The organism is Dactylosporangium sp. NPDC049742 (assembly GCF_040674675.1).
GTDB lineage: Bacteria > Actinomycetota > Actinomycetes > Mycobacteriales > Micromonosporaceae > Dactylosporangium > Dactylosporangium maewongense.
This window is the reverse complement of record NZ_JBFANF010000003.1, coordinates 323,049-343,419: the sequence shown is the minus strand read 5'-3', so window position 1 is coordinate 343,419 and position 20,371 is coordinate 323,049. Positions and strand designations below refer to the sequence as shown.

At 75.0% G+C, this 20,371-nt stretch carries 18 protein-coding genes; 5 read left to right on the top strand and 13 right to left on the bottom strand.

The window, feature by feature from the left end:
* Positions 1-40: 40 nt before the first annotated feature.
* Positions 41-268 (bottom strand): hypothetical protein, encoded by a 228-nt coding sequence (locus AB0J72_RS06815; RefSeq protein ID WP_363395269.1) that lies wholly within the window; start codon positions 266-268, stop codon positions 41-43.
* A 108-nt stretch (positions 269-376) separates the two neighbouring features.
* Between AB0J72_RS06815 and AB0J72_RS06810 the strand changes: the two genes are divergently transcribed.
* Entirely contained in the window at positions 377-556 is a 180-nt protein-coding gene (locus AB0J72_RS06810) for a hypothetical protein (RefSeq protein WP_363395266.1), read from the top strand.
* A gap of 53 nt (positions 557-609) precedes the next feature.
* Here the strand turns inward: AB0J72_RS06810 and AB0J72_RS06805 are convergent, their stop codons facing one another.
* Positions 610-1,716 (bottom strand): RICIN domain-containing protein, encoded by a 1,107-nt coding sequence (locus tag AB0J72_RS06805; protein ID WP_363395263.1) that lies wholly within the window; start codon positions 1,714-1,716, stop codon positions 610-612.
* Between the two features lie 181 nt (positions 1,717-1,897).
* Here AB0J72_RS06805 and AB0J72_RS06800 point away from each other — a divergent pair, with 181 nt between their 5' ends.
* Positions 1,898-3,376 carry a hypothetical protein gene (locus AB0J72_RS06800; protein ID WP_363395260.1) on the top strand — a complete coding sequence of 493 codons (1,479 nt, stop codon included), beginning with the start codon at positions 1,898-1,900 and terminating at the stop codon, positions 3,374-3,376.
* Between the two features lie 427 nt (positions 3,377-3,803).
* Positions 3,804-4,259: a hypothetical protein gene (locus AB0J72_RS06795; protein ID WP_363395257.1), complete on the top strand. Its 456-nt coding sequence runs from the start codon at positions 3,804-3,806 to the stop codon at positions 4,257-4,259.
* Between the two features lie 49 nt (positions 4,260-4,308).
* Here AB0J72_RS06795 and AB0J72_RS06790 read toward each other — a convergent pair whose 3' ends face one another.
* The 8 genes from AB0J72_RS06790 to AB0J72_RS06755 all read right to left on the bottom strand — a co-directional run bounded on the left by AB0J72_RS06790 (position 4,309) and on the right by AB0J72_RS06755 (position 13,898).
* Positions 4,309-5,571 carry a carbohydrate-binding protein gene (locus tag AB0J72_RS06790; RefSeq protein WP_363395254.1) on the bottom strand — a complete coding sequence of 421 codons (1,263 nt, stop codon included), beginning with the start codon at positions 5,569-5,571 and terminating at the stop codon, positions 4,309-4,311.
* A 15-nt stretch (positions 5,572-5,586) separates the two neighbouring features.
* On the bottom strand, positions 5,587-6,144 hold the full coding sequence (locus AB0J72_RS06785) for an N-acetyltransferase (RefSeq protein WP_363395251.1): 558 nt from the start codon (positions 6,142-6,144) through the stop codon (positions 5,587-5,589).
* Positions 6,141-7,130 carry a Gfo/Idh/MocA family oxidoreductase gene (locus AB0J72_RS06780; RefSeq protein WP_363395338.1) on the bottom strand — a complete coding sequence of 330 codons (990 nt, stop codon included), beginning with the start codon at positions 7,128-7,130 and terminating at the stop codon, positions 6,141-6,143. Before AB0J72_RS06780 ends, AB0J72_RS06785 begins: the two co-directional genes overlap by 4 nt.
* The gene (locus AB0J72_RS06775; RefSeq protein WP_363395248.1) at positions 7,130-8,233 is read right to left on the bottom strand and encodes a GntR family transcriptional regulator; all 1,104 of its coding nucleotides are present in this window, start codon (positions 8,231-8,233) and stop codon (positions 7,130-7,132) included. The genes AB0J72_RS06780 and AB0J72_RS06775 overlap by 1 nt, the downstream gene beginning before the upstream one ends.
* 98 nt (positions 8,234-8,331) lie before the next feature.
* Positions 8,332-9,546 (bottom strand): VWA-like domain-containing protein, encoded by a 1,215-nt coding sequence (locus AB0J72_RS06770; RefSeq protein WP_363395335.1) that lies wholly within the window; start codon positions 9,544-9,546, stop codon positions 8,332-8,334.
* An 83-nt stretch (positions 9,547-9,629) separates the two neighbouring features.
* A complete protein-coding gene (locus AB0J72_RS06765; RefSeq protein ID WP_363395245.1) occupies positions 9,630-10,838 on the bottom strand; it encodes a MoxR family ATPase in 1,209 nt (402 codons plus the stop codon).
* A 102-nt stretch (positions 10,839-10,940) separates the two neighbouring features.
* Entirely contained in the window at positions 10,941-12,317 is a 1,377-nt protein-coding gene (locus tag AB0J72_RS06760) for a hypothetical protein (protein ID WP_363395242.1), read from the bottom strand.
* A gap of 441 nt (positions 12,318-12,758) precedes the next feature.
* The gene (locus AB0J72_RS06755) at positions 12,759-13,898 is read right to left on the bottom strand and encodes an MFS transporter (protein WP_363395239.1); all 1,140 of its coding nucleotides are present in this window, start codon (positions 13,896-13,898) and stop codon (positions 12,759-12,761) included.
* Positions 13,899-14,086: 188 nt separating this feature from the next.
* Here AB0J72_RS06755 and AB0J72_RS06750 point away from each other — a divergent pair, with 188 nt between their 5' ends.
* Complete coding sequence (locus tag AB0J72_RS06750) at positions 14,087-14,248, top strand: hypothetical protein (protein ID WP_363395236.1); 162 nt, start codon at positions 14,087-14,089, stop codon at positions 14,246-14,248.
* A gap of 28 nt (positions 14,249-14,276) precedes the next feature.
* Complete coding sequence (locus AB0J72_RS06745; protein ID WP_363395233.1) at positions 14,277-15,395, top strand: tetratricopeptide repeat protein; 1,119 nt, start codon at positions 14,277-14,279, stop codon at positions 15,393-15,395.
* A 40-nt stretch (positions 15,396-15,435) separates the two neighbouring features.
* Here the strand turns inward: AB0J72_RS06745 and AB0J72_RS06740 are convergent, their stop codons facing one another.
* The 3 genes from AB0J72_RS06740 to eccCb form a co-directional block, all read right to left on the bottom strand.
* Positions 15,436-16,512 (bottom strand): hypothetical protein, encoded by a 1,077-nt coding sequence (locus AB0J72_RS06740; protein ID WP_363395230.1) that lies wholly within the window; start codon positions 16,510-16,512, stop codon positions 15,436-15,438.
* Positions 16,513-16,622: 110 nt separating this feature from the next.
* Positions 16,623-17,288, bottom strand: coding sequence for a sigma-70 family RNA polymerase sigma factor (locus AB0J72_RS06735; RefSeq protein WP_363395227.1), 666 nt, complete (start codon positions 17,286-17,288; stop codon positions 16,623-16,625).
* A gap of 58 nt (positions 17,289-17,346) precedes the next feature.
* Entirely contained in the window at positions 17,347-20,358 is a 3,012-nt protein-coding gene (eccCb, locus tag AB0J72_RS06730; RefSeq protein WP_363395224.1) for a type VII secretion protein EccCb, read from the bottom strand.
* Between the last annotated feature and the right edge of the window lie 13 nt (positions 20,359-20,371).

The window sequence follows — 20,371 nt, the reverse complement described above, 5'->3', positions numbered from 1 at the left end:
CCGGCAGCCAGGTCTCGATGGTCTCCCTGGCCGCCCCGCCCTACTTCTTCACCACGGGCTTGCCGTCGGGGCGGATGACGCTCCAGTTGCCGGTGCAGTTCACCTTCGGCGGCTTGTTCTCGTCGGCCTCGAAGCGGTACACGACACGGTCCTTGAACGGCACGACGTCGGCCTCGGCGCCGCCGACCTTCGCCTTGCCGGCGGTCAGGCCGATCGGCTCGGGCTTCGGCGTCGGGATCGCCACGGCCGGGCCGCCGGTGAGGTCCACATCGGACGGTGCCGCGGCGGAAGGGCTTGCGGCAGGCGGGTGCGGCGCTGGAGCTGCGGCCGCGCGACGGCACGCCGAGCCAGGCGTTCCGGTTCCATCCCGGACTTCGTGCAGAACGTGGGCAGCGGCCTGCAGATGACGGTCGCGGCGGACGGCACGGTCGTGCAGCGCGGGTTCTTCGAGCGGGTCCCGAACGAGACCCCCGAGCAGTCCCGCGAGCGCAGCCGGCTCACCAACACGCAGCCGTTCCGCGTCGGCCCGCGCGAGCTCGGCGTCGGCGGCGCCTGACCTCCCCCGATGACGGCCCGGCCTCTTCCCCGGAGGCCGGGCCGTCGCCGTCGCTACTGCTGGAAGCGCCAGGTCTGGTTCGACTGCGCGGTGCCGCAGTCCCAGATGATGAGCTGCGTGCCGTTCGCGGTGCCCCACGCGTCGGCGTCGAGGCACTTGCCGGACTGCGGGTTGCGCAGGTTTCCGTTGACGAACTGCCACTGCTGGGCGCCGTTGTTCAGGCACGTCCACAGCTGCACCTTGGTGCCCGCAGTGGTGCGCCCGCCGGCCACGTCGAGGCACTTGCCGGTCCTGCTGTTGACCAGGGTGCCGCCCTGCCACCGCCAGCGCACCTCCGGGCCGCCGTGGCAGTCCCACAGCTGGACCTTCGTGCCGTCGGCGTCGCGGCCGCCGGAGACGTCGACGCAGCGGCTCGAGCCCGCGCCGACGATCATCTGGCCGGTGGGGGTGTCGACGACACCGCGCCGGTTGCCGCGGCTCCACGCCTTCAGGCCGAGGCCGAGGTTGCCGGGGATCGTGCTGTTGAGGTAGTCGCGGTACCAGCCGAGCCAGTACGGCAGGCCGCCGCTGTTCTGGTTGTAGCCGTGCGCCTCGCCGGCGTGCACCTCGACCTCGCCGGGCACGTGCAGCTGCTGGAAGTAGAACTGCTCTCCCAGCTGGTGCAGCATCTCGTGCACCCAGCCGGCGAGCGCGTCCTGGTTGTAGCCGAGGTCGTCGCGGGCGTTGATGCTCGTCCAGCCGGTGTTGTACGGGCCGGGCGAGCCGCTGGAGAAGTACGCGTGCGGGCGGAACGCGTTGTAGACGAACACACCGTCCCATTCCTGCGGGTGGACGTACTGCGCGACGTCGTCGGGCACGTTGCCCGGCTCGACCATCAGCCCCTGGTAGCCGATCGACGTGAGCGGCCGGGGCGACACGACGACCTGCGTGTTCATGTCGACGGTGCCGCCGGTGAGGTCCTCGACCATCCGCGGGAACGTGCTGAGGAACGCGGTCCGGGCCGCGTCGATCTGCGCCTGGCTCAGCGTGGCGGTCAGGCCGGGCACCTGCGACACCGGCTTGATGATCATCAGGAAGCGGAGCGAGACGGCGGGAGCCGCGGCGGCCTCCGCGGCCGGCATCGCCACCGCACCGCCGTACGCCAGCAGCAGACTCAGCACCGCGAGGAACATTCGCGTCGACCTGCGTCGGGCTCGATGCATGGACAACCTCCGATCGGGTGACAGCCAGCATCGGCTTCCGCGCGGCGCGCCCCAAAGGGGTTTCGCAAAGGTTTCGATGCCGCGACCTGCGGCGCGGCCGCTCGTTGAGCCCGCGGAGCCGACGCGAAGGAGGCGGTCGATGGATCCGCAGCACGCCGACGTGTACCGCTACTGCGTGGTGCTCGCGTGCGGTGACGAGCCCCTGGCGCGGTCGGCGACCGAGTCGGCGCCGCCCGGCGCGGCGGGTTTCGCGGCCGCGCGCGACGCGGTCAGGGAGGGACTGCGGCAGCGCCCGGCGGCGGCCGCTCCGACAGGTGACGCCGCCGCTCTCGTACTGTATTCGGCGCGGCCCCTGATCGAGGAGCAGCACTGGAATCTGCTCGCGCTGGTGGTCCCGGAGTACGCGGGGCGTCCCCGCCATCGCCAGGTCGACCTGACGGGGGTCGCCGCGGTCCTGGGCAAGAAGGTCGACGTCACCCGGCGGGCGGTCGACCGGTTGGTGGAGCCTGGCGGCCTGCTGGAGGTCGCGCTGTTCACGGCCGCCGCCGCGGCGGACCCTTCGACCGGCTGCCCCGACCTGCCCGCCGTCATCGCCGCCGCCAGCACGAAGCGCCTGCGCCCCGCCGTCCGCAAGGCCGTGGCCGCGCACCTTCCCGCGTGCGTGACGTGTACGTCGGCGCATCAGGCCCGGCCCACCGCCCTCGCCGTGCTGAGTGGGTTCCCGCTCCCGGACCCGGCCGGCGTCGCGGAACCTGACGTCCCGGACCCGGCCGGGCCCGTGGAACCTGACGTGCCGGACTCGGCATCGCGCGTCGACCATGCCGCGCCGGTCGCGGCGCCGGCATCGGAGCTCGACGCGGACGACATCACCGTCGAACTGCCGCCGCACGCCCCGGCGGCACCGGAGCGCGAGCCTTCGCCGGCGGTCTACTACGTGACGCCGGCCGTCCCGGTGGCCCGGCTGCCGTTGCTGCGGCGGCCGCCCGTGCTCCTGGCCGTCGTCCTCGTCCTGCTCGCCGGTGCCGCCGTCGCCGGCGTCCTCGGCCTGCGGAGCGGCACGCCGCGAGGGCAGGCCTCGGCGAGCGACGCCACCACCCCCGCCGCGCCGCCGTCCGCCGTCGCGGCACCGGGGGTGATGGTGCCGGCCTCGCCCAGCGCCGGTCGTACACCTGCCGCATCGGGACATGCGAAACCTTCGACGGCCGCGTCGGCATCGCCGGCCGCCTCCGTGGCCGCCGCGGGTGGCGTGCCGCTCGTGCCCGCGGCGGACCGGCTCCGCGAGGTGCTGCCGCTGACGGTGAAGGCGCCCGGGTGCCCAGGGCAGACGTTCGGCGGGTCGTGCTACTCGATCCAGCCGTTCACGCTGCCGTTGGAGGTGACCGTGCCCGCCGGCTTCGACGAGGCACGGCTGGCGGACGCCCTCCAGTGGACCGTTCGGACCGAGACGGTCCTCGGCCCGGTCGCGTTTCACGGCCGCGGCAACCACGCGCGGGTCAGGGTCACCGACAACGGCCAGGCCACCCCGCCCACGGTGTGGGTCGTGCAGGCGGCCCTGACCGTCAACGGCGAGACCCACCTGAGCGACGAGGTCACCCTGCGGGTCTACGCGACCACCTGAACGGCCCGCCCGTCGCCGGCCCGGCCGTGAGCGTGTTGTCGGGGCCGGTCGCCACATCTGGTCCGCGCTTACTATTGCCGCCGAGCCCGGTGTTTCAGTGAACAACGCCCGGAAGCTGTGGTGAATACTGTGAGCGATCGAGATACACCGATCATGACGTTACGGGAGCGGTTGGCGGAGATCGCGGCTTCGCCCATGGCTGGGGCGTCCCTTGTCGCGGCTGCGGACGATCTGAAGGCCGAAGACGCACGCTTCAACCAATGGGTCTACGGAATGAAGGGATCGCTGAGCACCGTCGAGATGTGGCACCTCGCCGCTCTAGCGGGAGATCATCACGACCGGCGTCAACACCTACCAGGATCCCGACATGCCAGAAGAGATCAACGACTGGGACTGAGCGTGTGAAGGTGCGGCCGTGGAAGAATCCATGAGCGTCACGCGAACCCCGATCCGGGTGCTGACCCCGGACGGCACCCAGGAGTGGGCCCTCGACCGCGCCGAGACCGACGAGGCAGAGGTGCTCGCCCTGCTGGCCCCCGACGGGCGGGAGTGGACGGCCACCGCGGAGAACCTGTTCCACGCGCTGGCGGCATTGCGGCTCCAGGTCGAGCCCGACGGCATCCGCCTGTGCTGCAACGGTGCCCGACGGGACGTCTACCCGTCCCGCATGGCCCTGTCGATGGCGGGCGGCGAGATCGCCTACCTCCTCCGGCGCGGTCGCCGACCCTCCATCCCCGCCAGCTTCGTCAGCGTGCTCGATCCGGCCGATTGCTCCGACGTCGTCACCGTCGAGGAGCAGCGAGCCTGGTACGACGACTGGTGGAGGACCGTCACCGGATGGCGGTGGCCGCTGTACGCGCTGCTGAGCCTCTTCCGGCGCTGATGCTGTGCGGTGTGGGCCGCGGTGGACGGGCCGCCGCGGCCCACCTGGCTCACGCCAGCTGCGTCAGCTTCCACCAGTTGAGGCTGAATCCACCGGTCGATGCATACAGGCCGAACTGGTGCGTGCCGGCGGGCACCACGACCTCCCGGGACACCGTGCGCCACTGGGTGGTGCCGCCGGTGTTGGGGAGGGTCACCTCGCCGAGCGGGGTGGCGCCGGCGTTGATGTCCAGCGACAGCCGGGCGTTGCTGGCCGCGGTCGCGATCCGGTACTCCACCAGGTAGCGGGCCGCCTTGGGGACGTTCACGTTGCCGAAGGCGATCCAGTCGCCGGTGTCGAAGGCCGTCGCCTGGCCGCCGCCGGTGTCGGTGGTGGCGGCGGTCGTCACGCCGTTCATCAAGGTGTAGGACTCGGCCTGGAAGCTGCGGGTGTGGCAGCCGCCGGACAGCTCGCAGACATCCCCGCGGGTGTTGGATACTTTCAGGTCGTCGTACCAGATCCAGGAGTCGTTGGCGGGGGCGAACGACGGGGTGGCGCCGCCCGCGAACGAGGAGAAGTACGCCTTGTCGACCTGGTCGGCGTTGGTGACGAAGCGCAGCCCGCGGACCGAGGCGGCCTGGACGCCGTTGTACCAGACGTCGATCTCACCGTCGGCGTTGGCGGAGCCGGCGGTGACCGTGTTGACCCGCAGGCGCTGGACCAGGTTCACCCATTGGCCGCGCGGGTAGTAGATGAGCGAGCCGTCGGGGCGGGTGAGGTCGACGAAGTCGCCGTACTGGCCGGCGTGGCCCATGTGGTAGTAGTAGATCGCGGCCTTCCCACCTGAGCGCCAGATCATGCGCGAGCTGAAGCCGTTGGTGCCGTCGCACACCTGACCGCCGGAGCACGACCCGCCGCCGGCGAGCCCGAGGCCGACCTTCCCGGCGAACTCGGTGGTCCCCCAGCTGAAGTCGCTGCTGAAGCGCACCCAGTAGGACAGGTAGTACTCGCGGCCGCGGGTCAGCTGCAGCGGTGCCTGCGCGCCGGAGTCCTCCGGGCCGATCTTGCCCTTCGGGTAGAACACCCGCAGGGACTTGCCGCCGGTGTGGCTGAAGTTGTAGCCGTCGATCCAGGTGCGGGTGCTCATGCCTTGCTCCCACGGGGCCGTCCACCCGTCCTGGGCCCACGCGCCCAGCGTGTAGGCGGTGCCCCGCTCGGGGCGTTCGAAGGTGTTGTACCGGAGGCTGGTCGTCGCCGCCTCGGCGACGGGGGTGACGGCGGGCACCGCCGCGGCGGCGATCAGCAGCAACGCCACGAGAACCGTTCTTCGCATGGTCGCTCCTTTGACTCAAAGGTTGCGGACGAGGGTGCTTCCCCAGGCGTGGCGGTGCGCCTCGGTGAAGCCGAGCGCGGTGTAGAAGGCGACCGCTCGGGTGTTCGCCTCCGCCACGCCCAGGTGCACGCCCGCGACGCCACGCCCTTGGAGCGCCGCGAGCACCGTGTCCATGAGCCGCCGGCCGCAGCCCTGCCCCTGCAGCCGCCGCGCCACCTTGATGTGCAGGTGCGCGGGGTGCGTGTCGAACCACGGCCGGTGCGGTCCCGCCGGCGCGAACGTGCCAGGTGGGTACCGGCGGCGGAGCCGGGGCCACCAGTGCGCGTCCAGCCACTGGTTGAAGCGCACCGTGTCGGCGGTCGCGGACACGTAGCCGCCGACGCCCGCGTCGTCCTCGACGACGAACGTCAGGCCCGGATCGGCGGCGAGATACGGCCCGGCGTACACGTGGCCGGGCAGCTTGTCGTCGACCGGTCGCGGCGGTGTGCCGAGACCGGTCGCGTCGGTGGTCGCGCAGACGCGGTACACCGCGGCGAGGTCGGCGCGGCGGCCCACGCGTACCCGGGCGGTCATGACCGGCACAGGGAAGCCGGCCGGCCGCTCGCAGCGGAGGCGTAGACGGCCAGGACGGTGGCCACGACCGAACGGCCGTAGTCGCCGCCGACCTCGGGCGGGCGGTGGCCGCGGCAGGCGGCGACGAAGTCCGCGAGCTGCGCGGCGAACGCCTCCCCCGTCCCGCCGCCCGGCGCCATGACCTGGGTCTCGGGGGCGCCGTCGCGGCTCGCCCAGGTGCCGTCGGTGGACGACCAGCGCAGCGCGCCGCGGGAGCAGACGACGGTGGTCTCGTCGTGGAAGCGGCCGGCGGCGCTGGTGAGCAGGAAGCCGGCCGCGACGCCGCTGGACAGCGTCACGGAGCCCATCGCGTCGGTCTCGACGGCGTGGCCGTCGCGGTGCCACACGCGGGCGGTCGCCGACTCGGCGGTGCCGTCGCCGGCCCACTGGATGCGGTCGAGGCCGTGGATGCCGACGTTCATCACGATGCCGCCGCCGGCCAGCACCGGGTCGAAGAACCAGCCGGGGCGCGAGCCGCGCTGGTAGTGGGCGGTGCGGTGATGGTGGATCGCCAGGACCTCGCCGAGGTCGCCGGAGCGCAGGAGCCGGGCGACGCGGTGCGCGGCGGGGTCGAACCTGACCACGTGCCCGACGGCGAGGACGACACCGGCGGCCGCGCACGCCTCGATCATCGCGGTGCAGTCGGCGACGGTCGTGGCCATGGGCTTCTCGACGAGGACGGGCACGCCGGCGGCGGCCGCGTCCAGGGTCATGCCGGCGTGCAGGGCGTGCGGCGCGGTGATGACGACGCCGTCGAGGGGTTCGCGGGTCAGCATCCGGCGGTGGTCCGTATAGGCCGTCGCGCCCGTGCCCGCCGCCGCCTGTACCGCGGCCGCCTCGTGGATGTCGCAGACCGCTGTCACCCGGACTCCGGGCACGGCGCGCGCCGCTTCCAGGTGCAGGGCGGCGACAAGGCCTGTGCCGATGATTCCGAGCCGGAAATCCATCATGCGTTGGCTTTCACGGAAGAGCGGCGCGCCCGCAGCGGGCCGCAGGAGCCCCTGACGGTGAGGCGGGGCTGGAGCTCGATACGGTGCGCAGGGGTCGTGGGGTCGTCGATGAGCCGCAGCAGCAGGCCCGCCGCGAGCGCGCCGAGGGCGGCCCGGGGCGGGGCGACCGCGGTCAGCGGCGGATCGACGAGCTCGGCCACGTCGTCGTCGTACGCGACGAGCGACAGCTCCGACGGCACCCGCAGCCCGATCCGGCGGGCCGCCGCGAGCAGCGCCGCCGCGTCGCGGTCGCCGTGGCAGAAGACGGCGGTGACGCCGGCCGCGCGGCAGGTCGCGGCGTAGGCGTCGATCTGCGCGGGCGTCCACTCCTCGTGCAGCACGCGCGCCTCCGGCACGGCGACGGCACCGAGCGCGGCGGCGGCGCGGTCGAAGCCCTCGGTGACGACCGCGGAGTTGCCCGTGCGGATGCGGCCGAGAAATCCAACACGCGTGTGACCGAGGCTGACCAGGTGCCGGATCGCGGTGTGTACGCCGCCGAGGTGGTGCGTGGTCACGAACGACACCGGGTCGTCGGGGTCCGGCCGCGGCGGGCGGCGCTCGACCAGCACGTACGGGACCGGCAGCCGCCGCAGCGCGTCGACGTGTGCCTGCGGGTCGTCGGCGACGTGCAGGTTGGGCACGAGGATGAGCCCTTCCACGCCGCTGCCCAGCATCCGCCGGATCTGGGTGCGTTCCAGGTCGGGGCGGTTCTCGGAGCTGGCGAGCATGACGCCGGCGCGGGCGGCGGTCAGCGCCCGTTCGATGCCCTCGATGACCTTCGGGTAGTAGTACGACGTCGACGGCACCACGACGCCGACGGTCCGGCGGGATCCGGTGGGGACGCTCGCGACGTACGTGCCGGACCCCTGCCGCCGCACGACGACGCCCTCCGCGACCAGCAGGCCCACGGCGCGGCGGACGGTGTTGAGGCCGACGCCGTGGCGGGTCGCGAGCTCGGCCTCGGTCGGCAGCCTGGCGCCGACGGGCTGGCCGCTGTCGGCGATCCAGCGCCGCAGCCGGTCGGCGACCATCTCGGTCTTGAGACCCTGATGCGCAGACATTCCATCATGGAATGAATCGGCGTCCGTCTCTGTCATGCGGAAATGATGCGACCACGGGCGAACGGACGTCAATCAAGCTGGCACTTCGTGGAATGTATTCAACCTATGGACACCACCCTGGCCCACGCCGGCGGCACGATGGGCTCGGCGTCCGGGTCGTCCTCGTCCCAACCCTGGTCCCGTGGGAACAGGCCGACCACGGTCCGGCACGGCGGGCGCACCTCGGGCCACGGCGTCTGCCCGTCGGTGAGCGCCACCACGACGTCCGGGCGGGGTGCCGTCCGCAGCGCCCGCTCGAACCCGGCCCGCAGGTCCGTCCCCCCGCCGCCGATCAGCGGGATCCCCTCGGCCCGGCACAGCGCGTGCGCGAGCCCGGCCGCCGCGTCGCAGGACAGCACCCGGACCAGGTCGCGGCGGCCGCCGACGGCCCGGCCGATCGCGGCGACCTCCAGCAGCGCGCTGCCGAGCTCGGCGTCGCTGACCGAGCCCGACGTGTCGATGATGACGCTGACCTGCGGCGGGCGGCGGCGCAGGCTCGGCAGCACCACGCCGGGCAGGCTCGCGGAGCGCCGCGCGGGCCGCCCGTACGTGTAGTCGTCACCACCCGCCGCGCCGGCCGCCGCGGCGCGGACCGCGGCGCCGAGCAGCTCCCGCCACGGCTGCGGCGGATGGAACGCCACCTCCGCCCAGCGCTGCCAGCCCTTCGGCACGTCGCCGGGGCGGGCCCTGATCGCCTGCGCGACCCGGAACCGGACCGCGTCCAGCTCGTGGCCGCTGAGCCCGTGCGCGCCGTCCGGGCCGAGGTCCCACGGCCGTGCGAGGCCATCGGCGCCGCTGCCGCAGTCCAGCCACGCGAGGCCGCCGGTACGCGGTCCGAGCCGGAACTGCCGCAGGTAGTCCTCCATCAGCTCGCCGTCGCGCAGCCCCAGGTCGGCCGCGGCGACGGCGCCGGTGGGGCGGGCGAGGCCGTCGCCGTACACGTCGTCGTTGATCTCGCAGTCGGCGGCGATGTTCATCCGCAGCCGGTCGCCGGCGCCGTACAGGCCGCGTTCCCGGGCGACCCGGTCGCCGCGGCCGTGGTGGTCGCGCAGCAGGTGCGCGACCTCGTGGACCCACACGCCGGCGAGCTCCTCGACCGGGGTCCGCGCCACGAACGCCGGCGACGCGTAGCAGCGCCACTGCCGGTCGACGGCCATCGTCGGTACCCGCCGCGACTCGACCACGTGCAGCGCGAACAGCGCCGTCGCGAGGTACGGCCGGACCCGCGCGGCGAGCAGCCGGGCCGCGTACAGCTTCCCGGTGTCCAGCGCCATCGGGCCGCCGCCCACGGCGGACCGGTCCTCGGACGCGGCCAAGCCGCCACCCACGACGGACGCCTCGGCGGTGTCGCGCGCCATCAGGCGGCCACCGCCCGCTGCGACAGCGACACCGCGCCGGCGAGGCGTTCGATCAGGTCGGGCACGTCCCAGTCGGCGCGGCGCTGCGCGGCGAGCGTCGACGCCGGCACCACCACGAGGTCCGGGGCGCCGGTGTCGACGGCGGCGGCCAGGATCGCCCACGCCGCGTCCCACCGGGCCTTCGACGGCTGCCGGCGGACCGCTTCGACGACGCCGTCGAGGGCCGCCTGCCGCAGGTCGCCGCGCTCCGGCAGGACCGCCGCGGCCGGGTCGGCGAGCAGCGTCTCCGGGTCCGGCAGGTCCATCCGGTCGAGGCTCGCGAGGAGCTCCAGGCCCGGGCCGTCGCCGACGGTGCCGCGGACCAGCATCGAGAGCACGTCGCGGGACGTGCCGGCGGCGACGGCGAACGCGGTCAGCCGCAGCGCCATGTCCCAGCTGCGCGGCGACGGCCACGGACCGCCGCGGCGCGCCTCGCTGCCGGGCAGCTGGTGCACCAGCCGGGGCCGGGCGGTGAGCAGCCCGCACACGGCCCGGCGGGCGAACGCCACCGCCTCGGTCAGCCTCCGCGGATCCAGCCGGGGCAGCGACGCGCGCGGCCAGGTGCCGCCGAGCCCGCGGACGACGACGTCGTGGTCGTGCACCCATTGCAGGTGCACGAAGCGGTTCGCGAGCGGCGCGGACAGCTCCCACCCGTCGGCGGCGGACGACCGCGGGTTGGCGGCCGCCACGATCCGCACGCCCGGCGGCAGCCGCAGGGCGCCGACGCGGCGCTCCAGCACCAGGCGCAGCAACGCGGCCTGCACGGCCGGCGGCGCGGTGGACAGCTCGTCCAGGAAGAGCAGGCCGCGGCCGGCGTGCACCAGGCGCACCGCCCAGTCCGGCGGGGCCATCGGCACGCCCTGCACCGCCGGGTCGTCGCCGACGACGGGCAGCCCCGAGAAGTCCGACGGCTCGTGCACGCTGGCGATGACGGTGGTGAGCGGCAGGTCGAGCGCCTCGGCGAGCTGGGTGAGGGCGGCCGTCTTGCCGATGCCGGGCTCGCCCCACAGCAGGACCGGCAGGTCGGCGGCGACGGCGAGGGTCAGCGCCTCCAGCTGGGTGTCGGTGCGCGGCTCCGTCCCGGTGTCGTGCAGCAGCGCGAGCAGCTCGGCGGCGACGTCGAGCTGGTCGGTGAACGAAGCGGTGACCGGAGAACTGAACGAAGACATGAGGCATCACCATTCGGGGAGAAGTCGTGATCCGGCCTCCGGATGGAGGCCGGCGGTGCACCGGCGCGGCTCGACGGCCGGGCGCTGGAGACGTGCGGTGGGTCAGCGGCGCGCGGCGCGGCGTTCGGGTGCGGGGCGGGTGCGGGCCAGGCCGGCGCGGAAGAGCCCGTGCGCGACCTTGCGCAGCGCCGCGTCGTCGAGGGCTTCCCGCAGCGCGCCGTGCCGCAGCAGCGCATCGGGGCCGAGCAGCCCTTCCACCACGGCGAGCGCGCCTTCGGTGTCGCCGTGGTCGAGCCGCGCCCGCACGTCGAGGAGGCACTCCGGCCGGCGGTGCGCCTCGTCGATCGCTTGCAGGCACGCCAGCGGGGTCCCGCCGAGCGCGGCGAGCAGCTCCTCCCGGCGCACCTCGGCGGGGTCGTGGTCGAGCGCGACGAGCCTGCCGCCGACGAGCCCGATCCGGTGCCGCTCGCCCCTGCACTCGACGACCCTTGGCGTGCTCGGGTCGTCGTCGCGGCGGGTGTACGCCGCCGGCCGGCCGGGCATGAGCGCCGCCGCGACGAGCGGGTGCAGCGCGTCCGCGCCGATGAGCCCTTCGCGCAGCAGCTCCACGTCGGGCAGGACCCACGTCGCGGCGTCGGGCAGCACGGGTCCCCCGCCGCCGCGCCCGCGGGGCCGGGAGACGCGGGGCTCGGCACCGTCAGCGACGGTCACGACGAACCGGCGCCGGGCCCCGAGCCGCACGGTCACCGCACCGCCGGCACACCCGTCCGCCCGCAGCAGGATCCCGGCCTCGTCGGCCCATCGGTCGGTCGCCGCACCTCCCGCCGCCGCGAAAGCTGAAGCCGCGCACCGGTCGGCCGAAACCGCAGCCGAAGCAGCCCACCGGTCGGCCGACGCCAAGGCCGAAGTCATGGCCTCGGCGGGCTCCGGGGGCGGGGACGGGGGCGGACCGGTGGCGCCGTGGCCGGCCCTGGTCCGCAGCTCCCCTGCCCTGCGCGCGTCCCACAGGTGCCGGTGCAGGTCGAGACGGAACCGGGGATCGGGGTGCGGATGCGGATGCGGCACGCCGGTCCCCCGCGCCCCCTCCCACAGTGCGAGGCTGATCCGCTGCCCCGCGCCCGCCCACGCCGGCGGCGTCCGGACCACCAGGTGCAACGGGCCATACCGGGCGAGCGAGATGGTCAGCCCCGGCCGCAGCAGGCCGTCCGGCGCGATCCGCGGCATGTGCCAGCGCAGCAGGTCGGGGGCGAGATGGCGCAGGTCGGCCCGGATCGACGCGGCCAGCGCCGCACCACCGGTCCGAGCCACTGCCTTGAGGTCGAGATCGACGTCGACCCGTGCCGCGGCGCACGCCCCGGCCCAGTCACCGGCGTGCCGGCGGGCGGTCGCTGACTCGATCATTGATTGCGGCACGGCGAACTCGCGCACGCGCTGCCAGAACGTTCGGCGGGTGTCCCCCATCGCGTCATGGAAGTGCATCAGCACTCACCTTGCGCGGATGGGACCCCCAATCTACGACGTGAGGTAGTCATCGGCGCGAGCATACAACGATCCCCGCGCCATGTCAGTCCCCGGCCCGGCCGCACCGCTCCCACACACTGAAACCGGTCGATGTGTCGGAGGCCGGGGGTTGCGCCGGCTGACCTGGCGCGCCGTGCAGGCGCTGGCCCTCGCGGGTCCGTTCGCGGGCATGGGCATGCTGCCGAGTTCGCGGTCATCGCCGCCCACCGGTTGACCGGGCCGCCGCGGGCCACCGTGCCGCCCGCAGGAGGATGGCGGCGTGGATGAGGACGCCTTCTGGCGGCCGGATCGACGGGCTCGACGACGATGACCGCGTGGACGGGCGGGTCAGCGGTGCGCTGGAGGCCAGGCTCGTCGCGCTGTTCTCGGCCCCGGGCGGGTGACCGTCGCCGGATGGTGTCACCGCGGCGCGGGGTCGGTCCGGTGTACCAGCACGGTGGCGAGGGCGAGGAGGGCGACGGCGGCGGCGAACAGCAGCCGCAGCAGGCCGAGGGCCGTGGCCGCCGCGGCGAGCAGCGGCCCGGCCCACATGCCCGCCGTCATCGCGAAGGTCAGGGCGGCGTTGTAGCGGCCGCGGAGGGCGTCCGGGGCGAGGGCGTTGACCATCGCGGGCAGCGCGCCGGACAGCAGCAGCTCGCCGGCACCCATGAGCACGGCGGCGAGCGGGAGCACGGCCCAGGCCGGGGTGGTGACGGTGGCGCACAGCAGCCAGCCGGCCGACCAGACCGCGGCAGCGGCGGCGACGAGTCGCGGTGGCGTCAGTCGTACACCGGCGCGCAACGCCAACGGGAGGCCGGCGACGATCGTGAGGCAGTTGGCGACGCCCGCCCACGACATGAGGTCCGGCCGTCCACTGTGGATGGCCAGGACGGGAAGGCCCGCGGTGTAGACGCCGTATCCGGCGGCGGAGGTGAGCACGGCGACGAGCAGCACGCGCAGCAGCCGCCGGTCGGCGAGCAGCGCGCGGTAGCCCGGACCCGCCAGGGTGCTCGTCGTTCGTTGTCCGCCGGTGTACGAGCAGCGCACGGCCACGATCGCGACCAGGCACGTGCCCGCGGCGGCCCACCACAGCCAGGTGAGGTCGGCGACGAGGACGGCCACCGCGGAGCCCGCGCCCATACCCGCGTTGAACAGGGCGAACTGCAGCGTGAACGTCCGGCGGTGCGCCGCCTCCGGGACGAGGCCGGCGATCAGCGTCGCGTACGCGGGCAGCGTCACCGCCCACCCGAACCCGACCGCCGCGACGGCGCACCCGAGCAGCAGCGGATGGCTGCCGGCGGCGACGAGGACCAGGCCGCAGACGGTCGTGGCGAGGCCGGCGGTCATGGCGAGGCGCCCGCCGTGCCGGTCGGTGAGGACGCCGCTGAGCCAGTTGCCGGGGAAGCTGGCGAGGGCGAGCAGCGCGGTCATCGCGGTGGCCGCCGCGAGCGGGATGCCCTTGCCGGAGTGCAGCAGGATCACCAGGTACGGCTGGGTGAGCCCGATCCCGGCGGCCGACACGACGTCGCCGAACAGCAGCCGCCGCAGCGCCGCCGGCATGGTGCCCGCCCCTCGTGTCCTGCATGGTTCGCTCCCGTACGGTCACGGCCGGTGTCGCCGGCAGTGTGTGCGGGCGCGCTTGCCGGCGACTTGAGTCCGGGCGCTCCAAGTGCGCCACAAGTACGGGCCAAGCGGTGGCGGCCACGCTCACGGGGCACTCGAAACCACGAATCCGAAGGAGCACTCCCATGCAGCGTTCTGTCGTCGCCACGCCCGTGGTCCGCACGCAGGTCCGGGGCGGCGGTCTCGCCACCAACCACAGCCAGGCCGTCGCCACGCCCGCCGCCCCGGCGGTTCCGGCGCGGGGCCTGACGACCAACCACAGCCAGGCCGTCGCCCGGATCGCCTGAGCCACGGCAGCGGGTGGCGGAGCCGGCCATGACACCTGATCCCGTCGACGAGGCGGTCGCCCTGCACGACCTGGCGCTGTCCGCCTGGGACGAGCACCGCTACCCGCGGAGCATCGACCTGTGCCGGCGTGCCCTCGGCATCCTCGAGGCGCACGCCGGCGCCGGCAGCCCCGACACCGCCAACGTGCTCACCCTGCTCGGCAGCGCCCTCGACGAGCTCGGCAAGCACGCGGCCGCCGAGGCCTACCACCGCCGCGCCACCGCCGTCATGGCGGCGCTGCCGTCCCAGCCGGAGGTCCTGCTGCGGCTGCGCGTCCAGGCGACCGTCGCCCTGGCCGGCAACCTGCGCCGCCAGGGCCGCTACGCCGCGGCGGAACGGCTGCTGCGGGCCGCGTGCGACGACGCGGCGCCCCGCTTCACCGACCTGGAGCTGGTGCCGCTGCGCAACGAGCTCGGCGTGCTGTACAAGTTCGCGGGCCGCCACGACGACGCCCACGCCCAGTACACCGCGGTCCGCACGGCGCTGGAGGCGGCCCACGGCCCGGACCATCCCGCGCTCGCCGCCGTCTGGCACAACCTCGCCGGCCTCGCCCACAGCCGCGGCGACCTGGCGGCCGGCGAGGCGTACGCGCGGCGCTCCCTCGCCCTGCACCGCGCCTGCCTCCCGCCCGGCCACCCGGCCGTCGTCGCCGACGAGGCCCACCTCGCCGCGATCCTGCAGGCCCGCGGCGAGCCCGCGGAGGCGGAGCCGTTGCTGCGCCGGGCGATCGCGTACTTCACCGCCCGGCACGGCCCCGACCACCCCGACGTCCTCACCAACCGGCACAACCTCGCCGCCGTCCTCGCCGTCCGCGACCCGGCCGCCGCCGCGGCGCTGTACACGGTCGTGCTGGCCGGGAAGCGCCGCACGTACGGCGCGTCGCATCCGGAGGTCGCGCTGACGCTGACGAACCTGGCCGCGCTCGCCGCCGCCCGGGACGCCCACGACGAGGCCCAGGCCCTGGCCGAGGAGGCGCACCGGATCCTCGCCCCGCAGGTCGCCGCCACCCACCCAGCCCTGGCGTCGGTGACGGCGTACCTCACGGTGCGCGGCGCCGGCCAGCCGCCCACCGCCGCGACGACGGTGCCGGTCAGGGCGGCGGCGTAGCGCCCCGCCCGGTCGGCGTCGAGGTGGACGAGCACCCCGGTCAGGACCGCAGCTCGCGCAGTTCGGTGTCGATGCGCTGTTGTTCGATGTCGCGGAGGTACCGGTAGTGCCGCGCCCGGTCCTCCTCACCCACATTGTCCGCGGCCTCGACGGCTGCCCGCAGCACCACCAGCGCCAGGCCGGGGACCTGGCCGGCCACGCGGTCCGCCTCCGCGAACGCGGCCCCGGCCAGGGCACCGGCCGAGACGCCCGCCAGGAGGAACAGCTCCTCCACGTACATGCGCCCGAGCCCGACCGTCCGCCAGCCGGCCACGTCGTCGAGGGCCCGGCGGCACTCGCGGAGCGCCGCCCAGGCGGCGTCGTGGTGGCCGGCCCGGCGTTCCAGCCCGGCGAGGGTCCGCCAGGCCGACGCGTCGGCGGCGAACGTCAGGCTCTCCCGCTGCGCCGCGGCCGCCTCGGCGAACGCCCCGAGGTCGGCCAGTTGGTGGCGGAGCTGCCCCAGCGTGTGCGGGTCGCGTTCGCGGCCGGCCGCCCACCGGTCCAGCCAGTGCCTGGCCAGGACCGGGTCACCGACGAGCTTCGCCCGCTCGACCCAGGTGATCGGGTCCTCGTCGGCCGGGTCGGCCGGGAAGCGCGACCGCAGGTGCGCGAACCAGCCCGCCACGTCCTCGTCGGACACGCACGGCTCGCCGCCGGTGTCCAGCAGGCGCTCCATGACGGCGTCCCGCTCGGGATCGTCGCTGTCGCGCACGGCGGCGACGGACGGCTGGACGCCGGCCGCGAACAGGTGCTCGACGTCGTAGCCGCACCACGTGTCGAAGTTGGCCGTCTTGATGGCCCAGTGCAGCCAGACGTCGTCGGCCTGGCGGTGCTCGGCAAGCAGGAACCCGGCCAGCTCCGTCTCCTCGGTCAGGCCCTGGAACGGAGCCTGCCCCCGGCACTCCGCCTCCTGCCCGGCGAGCCACCGCAGCAGCGGCAGGTCGCCGGCGCGGCGGTCGTACTGCAGCGCCCACAGCACCTGCGCGCGGCGGGCCGCGTTCGCGTCGTGCTCGTAGCCGTCCGCGCCGGTGGCGGGCTCGTAGCGGCAGTCGCGCCACGCGGCGGTGGACCGTCGCATCCGGTCCAGCTCATGGCGCGCCCCCTCCATCACGCACCCAAGATGTCACCGCCGGTGTGGGCTGTCATCCGAGTTCGCCGCACCCGACCAGGCCGATGTCAGATCGGCTGTCAGATCGGCTGCTGTATCGGCCAGGTCGGGTCGGTGGCGATCGCCTGCAGTTGCTGGCCGGTCAAGGGAGGCTCGGGGCGGGTCGCGGTGTTGGTCTTCTCCCTGACGGCGTTCCAGGTGCCGACCGCGATGCGGACGCCGTCCGGCCGGAACACCTCGGCCATGCGGAGGGTGATCCGGTCGTGTCCGGCGTCCTCCGACGGGCCGTCGGTCAGCATGAGCTGGCTCTTCACCGTTCCTTCGCTGACCCCGAGCACCGCCGCGGTGTCCTCGACGCTGCGGTCCTCCCAGTAGCGCAGCACGACCGTCGCGCGCTGCCTGGCGGGCAGGGCCCGCAGCGCCGCCAGCACGGTGAGGGCGGTGGCGCGGTCGCCGGCCACCGCGGGCGGCTCGGCCGCGCCGGCGGGGTCCGCCCAGGTCCGCTCGCGGCGGCGCGAGCCGCGCTGGTTGTCGTCCAGGTACACCCGCAGCAGCACCTGGCGGGCGTACGCGTCGAGGTGCTCGACCCGCCCGCGCCGCGCCGCGGTCACCACCTTGGCCAGCGCGGTCTGCACGAGGTCCTCGGCGCGGTGCCACTCGCCGCACAGCAGGAATGCCGTGCGGCGCAGGTGCACGTACCGGGTTTCGACGTACTCGTGCAGGTCGGACTCGATGTCTCGGGTCACGGGTACCTCCCTTCACCACACCTGGACAGGTGCGGCGGCCGGGCGGGTTGCCCCGGGTTCAGAACCTTCCGGGCGCCGGTGGGTGCCAGGCCAGCTGGACGAGCTGCCGGCCGTGCCGCCGGGTCGCGTGCCAGCCCCGGCCGGGCGGCAGTGGCCGTGGCGTGATGCCGGCGAGCAGCGGCCCGTCCTCGCGAGCGCCGGACAGCACGACCGCCTGGGCGGACAGGTCCCGCAGGCGGAGCAGGACCGGCTCGTACATCGCCCGCGCCGCGCCGCTGGTCCGGCGGGCGACGACGACGTGCAGCCCGACGCCGGCGGCGTGCGGCAGGAGGTCCATGAGGGCGGCGAGGGGGTCGGTGGCGGTGGCGACCAGGTCGTAGTCGTCGACGAGGAGGTACACCTCGGGGCCGCGCCGCCGGCCGGGGTCGCGCAGCCGCTCGGTGAGCGCGGTGGCGACCTCGCGCAGCACGTGGTCGGCGGACTCGGGGCCGGTGCAGTGCCCGAGCAGGTGGGCGGGGCCGGCCGCGCCGGCGAGCCGGCGGCGGTAGTCGACGACGACGGTCCGGGCCTCCTCGGGCCGGTACGCGCGCTCGATCGAACGGGCCAGGCCGCGCAGGAACGCGGTCTTGCCGGACCCCTCGCCGCCCAGGACGACCAGGTGCGGGTCGGCGTCGAAGTCGGCGACGACCGGCCCGAGGCCGATCTGCTCGACGCCGATCGGGATCCGGCCGCGCCGCGGCTCGGGCAGCGCCTCGGGTGGCAGCCGCTCGGGCAGCGGCTCGACGGGCGGCGCCGGCTCGGCCGGCCACGCCGCGCGGATGTCCGCCACCGCGGCGTCCAGGTCGCCGTCCTCGGTCAGCCGCGGCCGGGCCACCAGCAGTTGCAGGCGGTCGGCGGTGATGCCGCGGCCGGGCACGTCGTACGGGATCCGGGCGGCGGCCCGCCGGTCGATCTCCGACCCGGCGGGGTCGCCCAGGCGCAGCTCGATCCTGGTGGTGAAGGTGTCGCCGAAGGCCGGGCGCAGCTCCGCCCAGCGGCGGGCCGTGACCGCGAGACGGATGCCGTGGGCCGGCCCCCGCTGGGCGAGGTCGTGGAGCATCCATTCGAAGTCCTCGAAGTCGCTGCGGACCGCGCCCCACTCGTCGACGAGCAGGAACCGGCGGTGCGTGGGCTCTCGGTCGAGGCCGGCGTGCAGCTCGCCGAGGATCCGTGGCACCAGGTCGCGCCGGTGGCGGTCCGCGACGGCGGCGGTGTGCGGCAGGCCGGCCAGTGGGGCCAGGGCCCGGCCGCCGCCGGACTCCAGTGCGTACAGGTGCGCCTCGGCCGGGGTGTACGTCAGGGCCAGCCCGAGCGCGAGCGTCTGCAGCGCGGTCGACTTCCCGCTGCGCGGCCCGCCGACGATCACGATGTTGCCGCCGTCCGGTGGGACGTCGAGGACGTCGTAGCGCCGCTCGAACGGCCGGTCGACGCGGGCGACCGCCACTCCGCCGGGTCGCCGCGGCGCCGCCAGCCCGCGGTCGGGGGTCGTCGTGAGCGGGCCGACCAGTTCCCCGAGCGCCGGCGACGCGGTGAGGGGCGGCAGCCACAGCTGGGTCGCGGGCGGGGCGGCGGCGCGCATCCGGTCGGTGAGCACCTCCGCCACGCTCGGCGGCGCCCACGGGTCGAGGCCGCGCAGGACGCTGTCCCAGCCCCCGGCGGGCGGCAGGTAGCGGTGGAACGTGACCGGCGCGAGGAACCGGACCGGCGCACCGGACCCGGCCCGCAGGTAGCCGACGCCGGGCGTCATGGGCAGGTCGTAGGCGTCGGGCACGCCGATCACGGCGCGGCTCTCCTGACCGCTGAACGTGCGCATCGCGACCCGCACCGGCAGGTAGTTGTCCAGGCCTCGCAGCCGGCCCTCCTCCAGCCGCTGCGCCGCCAGCAGCTGATGCACGCCGAGCGACCGGCCGACCCGCCCGACCTGCACGAACAGGTCGATGAGGTCGGGCCGCCCGGTGAGCAGCTCGGTGAACTCGTCGATGACGACGAACAGGCTCGGCGCCGGGACGGTCCGGTCCCGCGCCCGCCGGTCGAGCTCGCCCGCGACGGTGTCGAAGAAGCGCTCGACGAGGTCCGGTGACTCGCCGACGCCGGTGATCATCGCCGCGACGTGCGGCAGGTGCTCGAACGGGCGGAAGGTGCCGCCGCCGTGCCGGTCGACGAAGACGAAGTTGAGGTCCGCCGGCGAGTGCGTGACGGCGAGGGCGAGGATGACCGAGCGCAGCAGCTCCGACTTGCCCGACCCGGGGGCGCCCACGATCATGCCGTGCCGGCCCGACGCGAAGTCGAGCTCGACCGGTGCGCCGTCGGTCCCCACGCCGATCGGCACGCGGAGCCGGTCGGCGCCCGGTCGCGTCCGCCAGGCGCCCGCGGGGTCGAAGGCGCCGGGGTCGCCGAGGCCGAACAGCTCCTCGAACCGCACCCGCCCGCTCCGGTCCTCGTCCGCGGCCGCCGGGGCGGGCACCAGCCGGGTGACGGCGTCCAGGACGGACCGCGCGGCGGCCACCACCTCGCCGGGCCCGAACTCGGCGGCGCCGGTCAGCGCCCGCGCGATGGTCCGCAGGTCGCTGCCGGGCAGCAGCGCGAGCTCCCCCAGCTCGTGGACCGCCCGCAGCGCGTCCTCCGCGGGGTACCGGAGGTCGAGCGCCTCCCACGCCGCGGCGAGCCGGTCCGCCAGTGCGGGCCCTGGCTCGATCAGGGAGGACCCCGCCAGCGCCGCCACCTGCCGGAGACGGTCGGGCCCGAACCGGGCGGCCAGCGCCGACTGCAGCGACGCCCGCAAGCGCGGGTCGATCTCGTGGCGGCCGTCGCCGGTACCGGCGAAGAGCGCGGACCGCAGCAGCCGCTCCTCACCTCCGGGCGGCAGCGCCAGAGCGGGGAACGCGTCACGGATGCGGCGCAGCAGGGCGGCGTCCACGGCGACCGGGACGGCGGCGTGGCAGGCCAGCTCCAGGGACCCGGCCGGCAGCTCGAGCCGGGCGGCGGCGAGCAAATCGGCCCCGGCCGGCGCACCCGCCCAGGCGACGGTCACCGTGTCACCACAG

Coding starts and splice junctions, on each gene's coding strand:
- AB0J72_RS06740 (WP_363395230.1), bottom strand. CDS start 16,512: ATGCGACGGTCCACCGCCGCGTGGCGCGACTGCCGCTACGAGCCCGCC.
- AB0J72_RS06795 (WP_363395257.1), top strand. CDS start 3,804: ATGAGCGTCACGCGAACCCCGATCCGGGTGCTGACCCCGGACGGCACC.
- AB0J72_RS06775 (WP_363395248.1), bottom strand. CDS start 8,233: ATGTCTGCGCATCAGGGTCTCAAGACCGAGATGGTCGCCGACCGGCTG.
- AB0J72_RS06750 (WP_363395236.1), top strand. CDS start 14,087: ATGCAGCGTTCTGTCGTCGCCACGCCCGTGGTCCGCACGCAGGTCCGG.
- AB0J72_RS06765 (WP_363395245.1), bottom strand. CDS start 10,838: ATGTCTTCGTTCAGTTCTCCGGTCACCGCTTCGTTCACCGACCAGCTC.
- AB0J72_RS06800 (WP_363395260.1), top strand. CDS start 1,898: ATGGATCCGCAGCACGCCGACGTGTACCGCTACTGCGTGGTGCTCGCG.
- AB0J72_RS06755 (WP_363395239.1), bottom strand. CDS start 13,898: ATGCCGGCGGCGCTGCGGCGGCTGCTGTTCGGCGACGTCGTGTCGGCC.
- AB0J72_RS06780 (WP_363395338.1), bottom strand. CDS start 7,130: ATGGATTTCCGGCTCGGAATCATCGGCACAGGCCTTGTCGCCGCCCTG.
- AB0J72_RS06760 (WP_363395242.1), bottom strand. CDS start 12,317: ATGCACTTCCATGACGCGATGGGGGACACCCGCCGAACGTTCTGGCAG.
- AB0J72_RS06745 (WP_363395233.1), top strand. CDS start 14,277: ATGACACCTGATCCCGTCGACGAGGCGGTCGCCCTGCACGACCTGGCG.
- AB0J72_RS06790 (WP_363395254.1), bottom strand. CDS start 5,571: ATGCGAAGAACGGTTCTCGTGGCGTTGCTGCTGATCGCCGCCGCGGCG.
- AB0J72_RS06785 (WP_363395251.1), bottom strand. CDS start 6,144: ATGACCGCCCGGGTACGCGTGGGCCGCCGCGCCGACCTCGCCGCGGTG.
- AB0J72_RS06770 (WP_363395335.1), bottom strand. CDS start 9,546: ATGGCGCTGGACACCGGGAAGCTGTACGCGGCCCGGCTGCTCGCCGCG.